A 13,660-nucleotide genomic window follows, 5' to 3' on the forward strand; every position below is an offset into this window, starting at 1 on the left:
GTTAAATTCACCCGCTGAACGCTGGGTTTCGCGGGCCTTTTATTTCGTTCTAGTGGTTTTAAGCATATTTTCGCGTCGCGAATTATCAATACATTATTTAAAGAAATGTAAAAATTATGATGTATAGCACAAAATAATAAAAAACTACTCAGAGAACCAAAATGAAAGTAATTACCTGATTTAAATGAACTAATGTGAATAACTTGAATTATGGCTACTATAGAAAAAATAAAATGTTAATTATCTTATTAAACAAAGACTAAATAATCATAAAAATAAAGAGACATAATTCTCAATAAGAATTATCTAAATCAAATTAAAAGAGAGTAAAACGGAGAAAAGTTAATATAAAAATGGAAAAACGGCGGTGATAGTAGAGGAAAAGTGGACTCAATCTCGCGATTGGCAAACAATAAATTCGCGCAATAAAAAAACCGCCGAAGCGGTTTTTTTAGCATCCTTAGACGGTAAGAATTACTTCTTCTTCGCCTTCGGGTTAGGCAGGTCGGTAATGGTACCTTCGTAGACTTCCGCCGCTAAACCAACGGATTCGTGCAGCGTCGGGTGAGCGTGGATGCTAAGCGCGATGTCTTCCGCGTCGCAGCCCATCTCAATCGCCAGGCCGATTTCGCCGAGCAGCTCGCCGCCGTTAGCGCCGACAATCGCGCCGCCGATGATGCGGTGAGACTCTTTATCGAAAATCAGCTTGGTCATGCCGTCCGCGCAGTCAGAGGCAATCGCACGGCCGGAAGCCGCCCACGGGAAGGTGGAGACTTCGTAGTTGATACCCTGCTCCTTCGCCTCTTTCTCCGTCAGGCCGACCCACGCCACTTCAGGCTCGGTATAGGCGATAGACGGGATCACTTTCGGGTCGAAGTAGTGCTTCTTACCGGCGATGACTTCAGCGGCTACGTGGCCTTCATGGACGCCCTTGTGCGCCAGCATCGGCTGACCAACGATGTCGCCAATCGCATAAATGTGCGGCACGTTGGTGCGCATTTGCTTATCTACGCGAATAAAGCCGCGCTCGTCGACCTCAACGCCGGCCTGACCCGCGTCCAGCAGCTTACCGTTCGGCGTACGGCCGATAGCCACCAGAACAGCATCATAGCGCTGAGGTTCTGCAGGCGCCTTTTTGCCTTCCATCGAAACGTAAATACCGTCAGCCTTGGCTTCTACCGCCGTGACTTTCGTTTCCAACATCAGGTTGAACTGCTTGCTGATACGCTTGGTGAAGACCTTAACGATGTCTTTGTCCGCTGCCGGGATCACCTGATCGAACATTTCAACCACGTCGATCTGAGAACCCAACGCGTGATAAACGGTGCCCATTTCCAGACCGATGATGCCACCGCCCATAACCAGCAGGCGCTCCGGCACGGTCTTGAGTTCTAATGCGTCGGTTGAGTCCCAAACCCGCGGATCTTCATGAGGAATAAACGGCAGTTGGATCGGGCGAGAGCCCGCCGCGATGATGGCATTATCGAAGTTAATATTGGTAATGCCGCCTTCGCCTTCAACCGCGATGGTGTTAGGGCCGACAAACTTACCGTGGCCGTTAACCACTTTGACCTTACGCATTTTGGCCATACCGGCCAGCCCGCCCGTCAACTGGCTAACAACCTTCTCTTTCCAAAGGCGAACTTTGTCAATGTCAGTCTTAGGCTCGCCGAAAACGATGCCGTGTTCGGCCAACGCTTTGGCTTCTTCAATCACTTTCGCGACGTGCAGCAGCGCTTTTGAAGGGATACAACCGACGTTCAAACAAACGCCGCCCAGCGTAGAGTAGCGCTCTACGATAACGGTCTCCAGCCCCAGATCCGCGCAGCGGAAAGCGGCGGAATAGCCCGCGGGGCCAGCGCCAAGTACCACAACCTGAGTTTTGATATCAGTACTCATCTATGTACCTCTTAATTATTTTCCCGACCCACCGGCGTAAGGTTTTCGCTATTTACCGTGCATTTGCCGGAAGCCCACCCAACCGTTTCAGTTTACATAAACATAACAATTGTGCAAACGCCGCAGGGAGATATTCGTGTCGCGTCAAAAAATCAGGGCCGACACAGGTCGGCCCCGAGGATTACATCACCAGACGGCGAATGTCAGACATCGCGTTGTTGATGAAGCTGATGAAGCGAGCGCCGTCCGCTCCGTCGATCACGCGGTGATCGTAAGAGAGCGACAGAGGCAGCATCAGGCGAGGCGCGAACTCTTTGCCGTTCCAGACCGGCTTCATTGACGACTTGGAGACGCCAAGGATAGCGACTTCCGGCGCGTTGACGATCGGCGTAAACGCCGTACCGCCGATGCCGCCGAGGCTGGAAATGGTAAAGCATCCGCCCTGCATATCGCCAGCGGTCAGCTTGCCGGCGCGAGCCTTCTTGGAAATCTCTGCCAGTTCGCGAGACAGCTCAATAATGCCCTTCTTGTTCACATCGCGGAATACCGGAACCACCAGACCATTAGGCGTATCAACCGCCACGCCGATGTTGATGTACTTCTTCAGTGTCAGCTTCTGACCGTCTTCAGACAGGGAGCTGTTGAACTTAGGCATCTCTTCCAGCGCTTTCGCAACCGCCTTCATGATGAAGACCAACGGCGTGATTTTCACGTCCAGCTTTTTCTTCTCGGCTTCGGCGTTTTGCTGCTTACGGAAGGCTTCAACGTCGGTAATGTCCGTTTCGTCAAACTGCGTAACGTGCGGGATCATGACCCAGTTGCGGTGCAGGTTGGCGCCGGAGATCTTCTGAATGCGGCCCAGTTCGACCTCTTCCACTTCGCCAAACTTGCTGAAGTCCACCTTCGGCCATGGCAACAGGCCGGGCAGAGAGCCGCCGGTTGCTGCCTGAGCGCCCGATTCAGCGCGCTTAACGGCGTCTTTCACATAGGCCTGAACGTCTTCTTTCAGGATACGGCCCTTACGGCCTGTACCTTTTACCTTCGCCAGGTTAACGCCAAACTCGCGGGCCAGACGGCGGATAACCGGCGTAGCGTGCACGTAGGCATCGTTCTCGACAAAGTCGCCGCCGGCAGAGGCAGCCGGTGCAGCGGCAGGCTTAGCGGCCTGAACCGGCGCAGCGGGGGCTGGGCTGGCGGCAGGCGCCGGTGCGCTGGCAGCAGGTGCGCCGCCGGCCACTTCAAAGGTCATAATCAGCGTACCGGTAGACACCTTACTGCCCACCTGCACTTTGATTTCTTTAACCACGCCGGCAAACGGCGCAGGCACTTCCATAGAGGCCTTGTCGCCCTCTACCGTGATAAGAGACTGCTCGGCTTCGATCTTATCGCCAACCTTCACCAGCACTTCGGTAACTTCAACCTCATCGCCGCCGATGTCAGGTACCTGAACGTCTTTCACAGAAGACGCCGCAGGAGCCGCAGGTGCAGCAGCGGCTGGCGCACTGGAGGCTACGGGCGCTCCGCCGGCCACTTCAAAGGTCATAATCAGCGTACCGGTAGACACCTTACTGCCCACTTGCACTTTGATTTCTTTAACAACGCCGGCAAACGGCGCAGGCACTTCCATAGAGGCCTTATCGCCTTCTACGGTAATCAGCGACTGTTCGGCTTCGACCTTATCGCCCACTTTAACCAGCACTTCAGTGACTTCAACTTCGTCGCCGCCGATATCCGGCACCTGAACGTCCTTCACTTCGGAAGCGGCTGGCGCGGCAGCGGCAGGAGCCTCAGCGGGAGCAGAAGCCGCAGGGGCCTCTGCGCCAGCGGCGTCAAAAATCATAATCAGAGAACCGGTAGCCACTTTACTGCCTACCTGCACTTTGATTTCTTTAACCACGCCGGCCTGCGGGGAAGGGACTTCCATAGAAGCCTTATCGCCTTCTACGGTAATCAGCGACTGTTCGGCCTCGACCTTATCGCCAACTTTGACCAGAAGCTCGGTAACTTCCACCTCATCCGCGCCAATGTCCGGCACTTTAATTTCAATCGTCATTTGTTCTACCTCTTATACGGGACGCTTATGCCAGACGCGGGTTAACTTTATCAGCGTCGATACCGAACTTGGCAATCGCTTCGGCTACGGCATCCGCCTTCACTTCGCCACGCTTGGCCAGTTCACCCAGCGCCGCAACGACGACGTAGGAGGCGTCCACTTCGAAGTGGTGACGCAGGTTTTCGCGGCTGTCAGAACGGCCAAAGCCGTCGGTGCCCAGTACGCGGAATTCGCTGGCGGGGATAAAGTTACGGATCTGCTCAGCAAACAGCTTCATGTAGTCGGTAGAAGCCACCGCCGGCGCGTCGTTCATCACTTGAGCAACGTAAGGCACGCGCGGAGTTTCCAGCGGATGCAGCATGTTCCAACGTTCGCAGTCCTGACCGTCGCGGGCCAGTTCGGTGAAGGAGGTCACGCTGTAAACGTCAGACGTCACGCCGTAGTCTTTCGCCAGAATCTGTGCTGCTTCGCGAACGTGCGGCAGGATTGAGCCAGAACCCATCAGCTGTACGCGACCGCGGCCGCCTTCGGCGTTTACCGTCTCCAGCTTGTAGATACCCTTACGGATACCCTCTTCTACGCCTTCCGGCATGGCCGGCATGTGGTAGTTTTCGTTCAGCGTGGTGATGTAGTAGTAAACGTTCTCCTGGTTGCCGTACATGCGCTGCAGGCCGTCGTGCATAATCACGGCGACTTCATACGCGTAGGTCGGGTCGTAGGAGATACAGTTCGGGATCGTCAGCGACTGAATGTGGCTGTGGCCGTCTTCATGTTGCAAACCTTCGCCGTTCAGCGTCGTACGGCCGGAGGTGCCGCCGATAAGGAAGCCGCGCGCCTGCTGGTCGCCCGCCGCCCAGCACAGATCGCCGATGCGTTGGAAGCCGAACATGGAGTAGTAGATGTAGAACGGGATCATCGGGAAGTCGTTGGTGCTGTATGACGTCGCAGCGGCCAACCAGGACGCGCCTGCGCCCAGCTCGTTGATGCCTTCCTGAAGGATTTGTCCCTTCTCGTCTTCTTTATAGTAGGCAACCTGCTCGCGGTCCTGCGGTATGTACTGCTGGCCTTTCGGGCTGTAGATGCCGATCTGACGGAACAGGCCTTCCATACCGAACGTACGGGCTTCGTCCGCCAGAATCGGCACCAGACGAGGTCCGATAGAGGCGTCTTTCAGCATCACGTTCAGCGCGCGAACGAAGGCGATGGTGGTAGAAATTTCTTTGTTCTGCTCTTCCAGCAGCGCGCTGAACTCGCTCAACGGCGGAATGGTCAACGGCTGGGTGAAGTTCGGCAGGCGAGTAGGCACGTAGCCCTGCAGCGCGCTGCGGCGTTCGTGCAGATACTTGTACTCTTCGGAATCTTTATCCAGAGAAATGAACGGCAGTTTTTCAATGTCCGCATCGGCAACCGGTACGTTGAAGCGATCGCGGAACAGGCGTACGCCGTCCATGTTCATCTTCTTGACCTGGTGAGCGATGTTTTTGCCTTCGGCGGTGTCGCCCATACCGTAACCCTTGATGGTGTGAGCCAGGATCACGGTCGGCTTGCCTTGGGTTTCCTGCGCTTTCTTCAGCGCCGCGTAGACTTTTCTCGGATCGTGGCCGCCGCGGTTCAGCGCCCAAATTTCGTCGTCGGTCATATCTTTAACCAGCGCAGCCGTTTCCGGGAAGTGGCCAAAGAAGTGCTCACGCACGTAAGCGCCGTTTTTGGACTTAAAGGTCTGATAGTCGCCGTCGACGGTTTCGTTCATCAATTGAATCAGCTTGCCGGTGGTGTCTTTCTTCAGCAGCTCATCCCAGCGGTTGCCCCACATAACCTTGATAACGTCCCAGCCGGCGCCTTTGAAAATGCCTTCCAGTTCGTTAACGATCTTGCCGTTACCGGTGACCGGGCCGTCCAGACGCTGCAGGTTACAGTTGATGATGAACACCAGGTTGTCCAGCTTTTCGCGGGTCGCCACGGTGATGGCGCCTTTGGATTCCGGCTCGTCCATCTCGCCGTCGCCGAGGAACGCGTAAACGGTTTGTGCAGAGGTGTCCTTCAGACCGCGGTTGTGCAGATACTTAAGGAAGCGCGCCTGATAGATGGCTGCCATCGGGCCAAGGCCCATAGAGACGGTCGGGAACTGCCAGAATTCCGGCATCAGCTTCGGATGCGGATAGGAAGAGAGGCCGTTGCCGTGAACTTCCTGACGGAAGTTGTTCATTTGGTCTTCGGTTAAGCGGCCTTCAACGAAGGCGCGAGCATAGATCCCCGGAGAGATGTGGCCCTGGAAGTAAACCAGGTCGCCGCCGTCTTTCGCATTGCGCGCGCGGAAGAAGTGGTTGAAGCACACTTCGTAAATCGTCGCGGAGGACTGGAAAGAAGCCATGTGCCCACCGAGCTCCAGATCCTTTTTAGACGCGCGCAGCACGGTCATAACGGCGTTCCAACGGATAATAGAACGAATGCGGCGTTCCAGATCGAGGTTGCCCGGATAGGCCGGCTCTTCCGACGTAGGAATAGTGTTAATGTAGTCAGTAACGAGTGACGAACCTGTAGGCAGGTTGACGCCCGCCTGACGCGCAGAGGACAAAACCTTATCGATCAGGTATTGAGCGCGCTCAACGCCTTCTTCACGGATGACCGATTCGATCGCCTGCAACCAATCGCGGGTTTCAATCGGATCCACGTCTTGATTTACAATTTCCGACATGGTGGTTTCCTTATTCTATCTTTACGTTGTTGGTCAAAGCCTGTCTTAATAACGTCTTTGGCATTTCGCCGGCAAACGCCATTAAGACAGGCTCGGTGGTTAAGTGCTAATCCTTACGCTGTAAAAGCCGCAGCGATCGCTCGCGACGGCTGTGCTCTCTGTCGAGCTCTAACAGCACTTCCTCAATAAAGGCCAAATGTCGATGCGACGCCGCCCTCGCCTTTTCCGGCTCGCGGGCTACGATGGCTTCGAAGATATCAGCCCTGTGGTTACTTACTCTTTCCAGCATCTCGCGACGGGAGTAGAGCAAATCAAAATTCTGACGGACGTTTTGTTCAAGCATGGGAGCCATGCAGCGCAGCAGGTGCAAAAGAACGACGTTGTGACTGGCTTCGGTGACGGCGGTCTGATAGTGCATCACCGCGTCAGCTTCCTGCTGCCGGTCTCCAGAGGCCTGCGCGACTTCGATCTGTTGGTGATATTGGCGAATGCGCAGAAAATCCTCATCGGTACCCCGCAGCGCCGCGTAGTAAGCAGCAATGCCTTCCAGCGCGTGACGCGTTTCCAACAGGTCGAACTGGGATTCGGGGTGATCGGCCAACAGCTCGCTGAGCGGGTCGGTGAGGCTCTGCCAAAGGTTGGTCTGAACGAACGTTCCTCCGCCCTGACGGCGGTAAAGCAGGCCCTTGCCTTCCAAGCGTTGAATCGCCTCTCTGAGCGAAGGCCGGGATACGTCGAACTGTTTGGCAAGCTCGCGTTCAGGAAGCAGTTTTTCTCCGGGGCGCAGGGTCCCTTCAAGGATCAGCGTTTCAAGCTGCCGTTCAATGGCGTCAGATAGCTTGGGTTGACGAACCTTGTTATAGACCATAGTGCGTTAAAATGCCTCGGAGTAAATTGGTATTACCAATATCAAAAGCGCGTGGCTAAAGTAACAAAATATTCACCTTTTGTCTATACGGCCTTTGATCAAAGTCATGAAATAACGCCTATCGCTCTGATATATGGCAAATATCGTTAGCTTTCATACTACTAACGAGGTAATGGCGATTCGGCCTGGCATAGATAAATTTAACATTTTTTAAACGAATAAAAAGTAGAACTGAAGCGGGTCAGCAGACCAATTGATGAATAAAAATTCCAAATAATCGAATTTTATTTCACACCAGTGAAGACAGGATAAACCAAGGAAAGGCTGATGGCGTTCCAAAAATGACGATAAAAATCTGTGAAAATGCCTAACGCGCGGCCCCTCTTCCCCTCAAAACGACCTCCCGCCAGCGACGGATACGACCTGCTGTTTAAAGCATAGCCGCCACCGTTCAATCGGGCCAACGGTTATAGACATTCAATACGGATAAAAGGACGTCACCTGATACCGCAAAGAAGACGAAAAAAAAATCAGCACATTGAAAAATAAATAATTTTACAAAAACCGTACGGTATTAATGACACAAAACAGAGAGGCAGCGCAGATTAGAAACAGAAAAAGAATGCAAACGTCGACATTTACCACTATTCTTGCCGCTCTGGTAGGGTTCAGCCAAAAATGTTTTATCTGTAGCCGTACAGATTTCATTACATGCAGAACTGTATTACTAAAAAACGGCAACATTCGGCCAGAAGCCATACATCGTAAACGTTGCGACATCGCAGGTGAGGAAAAAATAATAATGAGTGACCAGCTCAAACGCGGCCTTAAAAACCGCCATATTCAGCTTATTGCTCTGGGCGGCGCGGTGGGAACCGGCCTGTTTCTCGGCAGCGCTCAAACTATCAGCATGGCGGGCCCCTCCGTCATACTCGGCTACGCTATCGGCGGCATTATTGCCTTTCTCATCATGCGCCAACTGGGCGAGATGATCACCGAAGAACCCGTCGCAGGCACCTTCAGCCACTTCTCTTATAAATACTGGGGACCGTTCGCCGGCTTTCTTTCCGGCTGGAACTACTGGATGCTGTTTGTGCTGGTCAGCATGGCCGAGTTGACCGCCGTTGGGGAATATATCCAATTTTGGTGGCCGGAAATCCCAACCTGGGCTTCCGCCGCTTTTTTCTTTGTGCTGATTAATCTGGTCAATCTGGCTAACGTCAAGATATACGGCGAAATGGAGTTCTGGTTCGCCATTATTAAAGTCGCTGCCATTATCGGCATGATTATCTTCGGTTCCTATCTGTTAATCAGCGGCAATGGGGGTCCAGACGCCGGGCTCCATAACCTATGGTCTCAAGGTGGGTTCATGCCCTTTGGATTTAAAGGGCTTATTATGGCAACCGCTATCATAATGTTCTCTTTTGGAGGCTTAGAGCTTATCGGTATTACCGCAGCTGAAGCCGATAATCCGGAAAAGACCATCCCTAAAGCTATCAATCAGGTGCTATACCGTATCCTTATTTTCTATATTGGCTCATTGGTGGTTCTGCTTTCTCTTTATCCGTGGACCAAGGTAGTTCAAGGTGAAAGCCCATTCGTTATGATTTTTCATTCTCGAGACAATATGGAAGCCGTGACTATGGTGCTATACGTCGTTGTACTGACGGCGGCGCTATCGGTCTACAATAGCTGCGTATACAGCAATAGCCGAATGCTTTACGGGCTGGCATTGCAAAAGAATGCACCGCGCATGCTGGCCAAAACCAGTAAGAATGGCGTACCGGTCAACTCCATTCTATTTTCCAGCTCTGTGGCGGCAATCGGTATCGTCATTAACTACCTCATACCGGAAGAGGCGCTCGGCATCCTGATGTCGCTGGTAGTATCCAGCATCGTAATCAACTGGGTCATGATAAGCCTGTCGCACCTGAAGTTCCGCGCGGCTAAGGACAAAGAGGGCGTGACGACGAAGTTTAAAGCCATTTGGTCGCCCTTTAGCAACTACCTTTGCCTGCTGTTCCTGACCGGCGTGCTGGTGATTATGTACATGACGCCGGGGATCAGAATCTCCGTACTGCTTATCCCAGTTTGGCTGTTGATACTGGCAATTGGCTATGCGGTAACTCGCAAAACCGTTCGCTAGCGTTTCTTTTAATTATCCCGTTGGATTGTCCCGCAGATCGACCTGCGGGACGTCTGTCTGCAATATTCCCGCTATTTCCCTATCAGACTACGGTAACGATCCCAATAAAAATGCGGCCCCGGATCGGACTTTCTCCCCGGAGCGATGTCGCTGTGCCCCCGAATCCTCTCAGGCGTAATGGGATAATTCGCCACTAGCAGCTCCGTCACCCGAGCGAGCTGGCGGTATTGCTCGTCGGTAAAGTCCGCCGTGTCGGTACCTTCCAGCTCGATACCAATAGAAAAGTCATTGCAGCGTTCCCGTCCTTCAAAGATGGAAACGCCCGCGTGCCAAGCCCTCTTATCAAAAGGCACGTATTGGACGACTTCGCCGTCGCGCCGAATCAGGCAGTGGGCCGAAACCCGCAGATGGTGGATTTCAGCAAAGTAAGGATGTTCGTTCGGATCTAGCCGGCCGGTAAACAGCCTGTCTATATACGGGCCGCCAAACTCCCCCGGGGGCAAACTAATATTGTGCACCACCAGCAGCGAGGGGATTTCGCCTTCCGGCCTCTCGTCAAAATGGGGCGACGGCACGCGCGTTGCCTCGTCAATCCAACCGTCCGTCAACTTCATACTTCCCGATATCCCCTTCTTTATAAAATCTGCGTTCGATTATAAGGCCCGCCGCTGCGACTGCGTAGCCGTTTCCTTCATTTATGGAAATAATGCGCGCCCTCTTCCAGCTTTCTGTGCAACTCTGAACCATCGAGAGAATCACTTCACGCCTTATTCCATAACGCCCAATCCGCTCTTTTTCATCCGGTTCTTTCAACGCATCGTTACTCCGCCATAGGGCTAAACCACATACAGGAGCGACGTTATGAATACACAGGCCGGATTTACTCTGTTTGAACTGATGATAGCCATCGCTATCATCGCCATCTTGACCGCTGTCGGTATCCCAGCCTATCAGGGCTACATTCAGAAGGCGGCATTGACCGATATGCTACAGGCCATGGTGCCTTATAAAACCGCGGTTGAACTCTGTGCGTTGGAAAAAGGCGAACTTAGCGCTTGCCAACAGGGAAGCGCCGGGATCCCCGCAGGCAAAACCACCCGCTACGTATCACAAATCAGCGTCACCGCCGGGGCGATCGCGCTGGTGGGCCAAAATGCGCTGCAGGGGCTTACCGTTACGCTAACGCCCACGCTGGACGAAGCCTCGGGCGACCTCCAGTGGCAAAAAGCGTGCAGCAGCAACCGGCAAAACGATGGGCGAATAGACGCCTGCAACGACGTATTTCGCTTCGGCAATGAGGCGAATCCATGATAAACGCCAAGCCTCCTAAGCCCGCAGCCTGCGACGTCAGTGCGGAAGTCGCCGCGGAATGCCTTCGCCATCGGCTCGTCCCCGTCAGCATCGACGACAGGCAGCTGACGGTTGCCGCCGTGGAAGGAGAATGCGTCGATGGCGCTATCCAGACGCTGTCCTTTATCAGCAGGCGCGACATCCACGTTCTGTTTTGGCCACAGTCCCAAATGGAGAGCTATCACCAGCGCCTTGCCGACTTTCAGTCGTCTGCGGCTGAAGTACAAAAAAGGCGAGAAGAGCGGCAGGAAAACGCCTGGGAGCGTCACTCTGACGAACGTAGCGATGATGAGGTGGTACGGTTCCTCAATCAGCTAATCAGTCAGGCAATGAGGCGCAGGGCTTCCGACATTCATTTTGAGCCCTACGCCAACCGCTATCGCGTACGCTTAAGAATCGACGGCGCGCTGCAGGAGGCAGCTGAACCGCCGATAGACATCGCGGCTCAAATCACTGCCCGGCTTAAGATCATGGCGAAGCTGAACATTGCCGAGCGCCGGCTTCCGCAAGACGGGCAGATGGTTATCCATGGCGATCGGGAGACGCGCTCCCTTCGGGTGTCTACCCTTCCCGTCGCCGACGGAGAGAAAGTGGTGCTCAGGGTGATGCCGGCGGACGCCTGCACGCACTCTATCGATTCGCTCGGCATGTCCGATGACGAGCGGCGCCGCTATCGCGAAGCGCTGGACTTGCCTCAGGGAATGATTTTGGTTACCGGCCCCACCGGAAGCGGAAAAACCGTCACGCTCTACAGCGGCCTGGGCTACCTTAACGATGCCTCCCGCAACCTTTGCAGCGTAGAAGATCCCGTTGAAATACCGATCGCCGGCATTAATCAAACGCAGGTAAACGGTAAGATAGGCCTTACGTTTAACGCAGCCCTGCGCGCCTTTTTAAGGCAGGATCCTGACGTTCTCATGGTTGGAGAAATCCGCGATCGAGAAACCGCAGGCACCGCGATTGAAGCAGCGCAGACCGGGCACTTGGTCTTGGCCACGCTGCATACCAACAGCGCGGCAGAAACGCTGGTGCGTCTTGGCCAAATGGGTATAGAGCCCTATCTGCTGGCCTCCAGCCTGAAGCTGATTATCGCCCAGCGTCTGATTCGCTGCCTTTGCCCACACTGCCGTCGTCCTCAGACGCAGGAAGCCACTGCAGGAAACGGCCCATCGACCTACGACGCCGTTGGCTGCGAGCGCTGCGTCGGCGGCTATTACGGCAGAACCGGCGTTTATGAAATGCTCGTTCTGACCGACGCTCTTCAGCGCGGCGTAGCAGAAGGGTTCAATGCGAAGGCGCTGCATCAACTGGCCCTCGCTCAGGGCATGGTATCGCTGAAACAGGCGGGGCTTCGCCTGGTGAACGGAGGAGTCACAACCCTCAACGAGCTCTACCGCACCCTCGGCGGCGACGGTTGGAACGACCAATGAGAAACGAGCGGCTTTTTCTATGGCGAAACCCTGAGGGTAAAAAGGGAGAGCTTGTCGCCCACTCGTGCGACCACGCCCGCTATCTGTTAATGAGCCAAGGCGTTAGAGCGGCCAAAGTCACGCGAGAAATTAAACTGAGGAAAAGCCGCTGGAGGTCGAATGAACTCGCCCCTGTCGTTCGCCAGATGGCGACGCTGCTTCAGGCGGGCCTACCGTTAGTTAACAGCCTTGAGCTGATAGCCGCGGAGCACCCCAATCCCGTCTGGCGCTATGTACTCAGAGCAACGAAAGATCGGGTCGTACAGGGTTCGCCGCTGTCAGAGGCCATGGGGGAACACCCTAATGCCTTTCCTGCGCTGTTTATTGAACTCATCGCCACGGGAGAGATAACCGGGCGGCTGGAGCAATGCTGCCAGCTGCTCGCCAACCGGCTGGAAAAACAGCAGATGCTAAACTACAAGGTGCGTAAAGCGCTGCGTTATCCGCTGTTTATTTTAAGCGCGGCGCTTTTGGTAACTCTGCTGATGCTGGCCTTCGTGCTTCCCGCGTTCAAAGAGATCTACGACACGTTTGACGCTCCGCTTCCGACGTTTACGCTGGCGATACTATTGATTTCAGACGCCGTTCAACGCTACGGCGCCGGTATCCTGTTGTTCACAGGCTCGCTGGCCGCCTACTATTTCAAACGGCTTCACCATCAGGAAAAATGGCGACGAAGGGAGCAGCGGCTGTGGCTCAGGCTCCCCCTTGTAGGAAAGCTCGTTGAAGCCAATATTTTGGCCCTGCTTTTCCGCTCGCTGGCAATCACGCAGCAGGCTGGGCTTTCGCTCATGCGCGGCATTCAGTCCTCTGCCAACGCCTGCGGCGATTTACAGTATGCAGACGCCATGCTGCAAGTGCTCAATCAGGTTGAGCGAGGTTCGTCGCTGTTTAACGCCTTCAGGCAGTTACCCCTGTTTCCCAGCCTGACGATACAGCTTATTCGCGCGGGTGAAGAGTCGGGAACGCTGGACCTGATGTTGGAGCGACTTGCCGCCGTTTATGAAAGCGAAGCCGAGAATATGGCGGAAGGCCTCGCTTCCCGTATCGAGCCCGTGCTTATGGGCATACTGGGCATTCTGGTCGGAGGCATGACGATCGCCATCTATCTCCCTATATTTCAGCTGGGAAACGTGATGGGTTAATAAAAGCACACTTTTGTCGCCACGGAAGAAAACCA

General features: G+C 54.2%; 9 protein-coding genes. 4 read left to right on the forward strand and 5 right to left on the reverse strand.

Going from position 1 to position 13,660, the window contains the following annotated elements:
* Positions 1-474 precede the first annotated feature (474 nt).
* The 4 genes from lpdA to pdhR all read right to left on the reverse strand — a co-directional run bounded on the left by lpdA (position 475) and on the right by pdhR (position 7,515).
* Positions 475-1,899, reverse strand: a complete 1,425-nt coding sequence (gene lpdA, locus V8L73_RS13710) for a dihydrolipoyl dehydrogenase (protein ID WP_347253256.1) — start codon at positions 1,897-1,899, stop codon at positions 475-477.
* Positions 1,900-2,080: 181 nt separating this feature from the next.
* Positions 2,081-3,952 carry a pyruvate dehydrogenase complex dihydrolipoyllysine-residue acetyltransferase gene (gene aceF / locus V8L73_RS13715; protein WP_347253257.1) on the reverse strand — a complete coding sequence of 624 codons (1,872 nt, stop codon included), beginning with the start codon at positions 3,950-3,952 and terminating at the stop codon, positions 2,081-2,083.
* Between the two features lie 25 nt (positions 3,953-3,977).
* The gene (gene aceE / locus V8L73_RS13720) at positions 3,978-6,647 is read right to left on the reverse strand and encodes a pyruvate dehydrogenase (acetyl-transferring), homodimeric type (protein WP_347253258.1); all 2,670 of its coding nucleotides are present in this window, start codon (positions 6,645-6,647) and stop codon (positions 3,978-3,980) included.
* 106 nt (positions 6,648-6,753) lie between these two features.
* On the reverse strand, positions 6,754-7,515 hold the full coding sequence (gene pdhR, locus V8L73_RS13725) for a pyruvate dehydrogenase complex transcriptional repressor PdhR (RefSeq protein WP_027274662.1): 762 nt from the start codon (positions 7,513-7,515) through the stop codon (positions 6,754-6,756).
* 802 nt (positions 7,516-8,317) lie between these two features.
* Here pdhR and V8L73_RS13730 point away from each other — a divergent pair.
* The gene (locus V8L73_RS13730) at positions 8,318-9,661 is read left to right on the forward strand and encodes an amino acid permease (protein WP_261832350.1); all 1,344 of its coding nucleotides are present in this window, start codon (positions 8,318-8,320) and stop codon (positions 9,659-9,661) included.
* 71 nt (positions 9,662-9,732) lie between these two features.
* Here the strand turns inward: V8L73_RS13730 and ampD are convergent, their stop codons facing one another.
* On the reverse strand, positions 9,733-10,275 hold the full coding sequence (gene ampD, locus V8L73_RS13735; protein ID WP_347253259.1) for a 1,6-anhydro-N-acetylmuramyl-L-alanine amidase AmpD: 543 nt from the start codon (positions 10,273-10,275) through the stop codon (positions 9,733-9,735).
* Positions 10,276-10,522: 247 nt separating this feature from the next.
* Between ampD and ppdD the strand changes: the two genes are divergently transcribed.
* Genes ppdD through hofC form a run of 3 tightly spaced genes read left to right on the forward strand, consistent with a single transcriptional unit; the run spans position 10,523 to position 13,625 of the window.
* Complete coding sequence (ppdD, locus tag V8L73_RS13740; protein ID WP_027274665.1) at positions 10,523-10,972, forward strand: prepilin peptidase-dependent pilin; 450 nt, start codon at positions 10,523-10,525, stop codon at positions 10,970-10,972.
* Positions 10,969-12,441 (forward strand): GspE/PulE family protein, encoded by a 1,473-nt coding sequence (locus tag V8L73_RS13745; RefSeq protein ID WP_347253260.1) that lies wholly within the window; start codon positions 10,969-10,971, stop codon positions 12,439-12,441. The genes ppdD and V8L73_RS13745 overlap by 4 nt, the downstream gene beginning before the upstream one ends.
* A complete protein-coding gene (gene hofC, locus V8L73_RS13750; protein ID WP_347253261.1) occupies positions 12,438-13,625 on the forward strand; it encodes a protein transport protein HofC in 1,188 nt (395 codons plus the stop codon). Before V8L73_RS13745 ends, hofC begins: the two co-directional genes overlap by 4 nt.
* Positions 13,626-13,660: the final 35 nt, after the last annotated feature.

This window comes from Leminorella grimontii (genome assembly GCF_039789245.1).
Taxonomy (GTDB): domain Bacteria; phylum Pseudomonadota; class Gammaproteobacteria; order Enterobacterales; family Enterobacteriaceae; genus Leminorella; species Leminorella grimontii.

Bases quoted from the DNA above. Each gene is read 5' to 3' on its own strand.
- lpdA (WP_347253256.1), bottom strand. From the start codon at position 1,899: ATGAGTACTGATATCAAAACTCAGGTTGTGGTACTTGGCGCTGGCCCC.
- aceF (WP_347253257.1), bottom strand. From the start codon at position 3,952: ATGACGATTGAAATTAAAGTGCCGGACATTGGCGCGGATGAGGTGGAA.
- aceE (WP_347253258.1), bottom strand. From the start codon at position 6,647: ATGTCGGAAATTGTAAATCAAGACGTGGATCCGATTGAAACCCGCGAT.
- pdhR (WP_027274662.1), bottom strand. From the start codon at position 7,515: ATGGTCTATAACAAGGTTCGTCAACCCAAGCTATCTGACGCCATTGAA.
- V8L73_RS13730 (WP_261832350.1), top strand. From the start codon at position 8,318: ATGAGTGACCAGCTCAAACGCGGCCTTAAAAACCGCCATATTCAGCTT.
- ampD (WP_347253259.1), bottom strand. From the start codon at position 10,275: ATGAAGTTGACGGACGGTTGGATTGACGAGGCAACGCGCGTGCCGTCG.
- ppdD (WP_027274665.1), top strand. From the start codon at position 10,523: ATGAATACACAGGCCGGATTTACTCTGTTTGAACTGATGATAGCCATC.
- V8L73_RS13745 (WP_347253260.1), top strand. From the start codon at position 10,969: ATGATAAACGCCAAGCCTCCTAAGCCCGCAGCCTGCGACGTCAGTGCG.
- hofC (WP_347253261.1), top strand. From the start codon at position 12,438: ATGAGAAACGAGCGGCTTTTTCTATGGCGAAACCCTGAGGGTAAAAAG.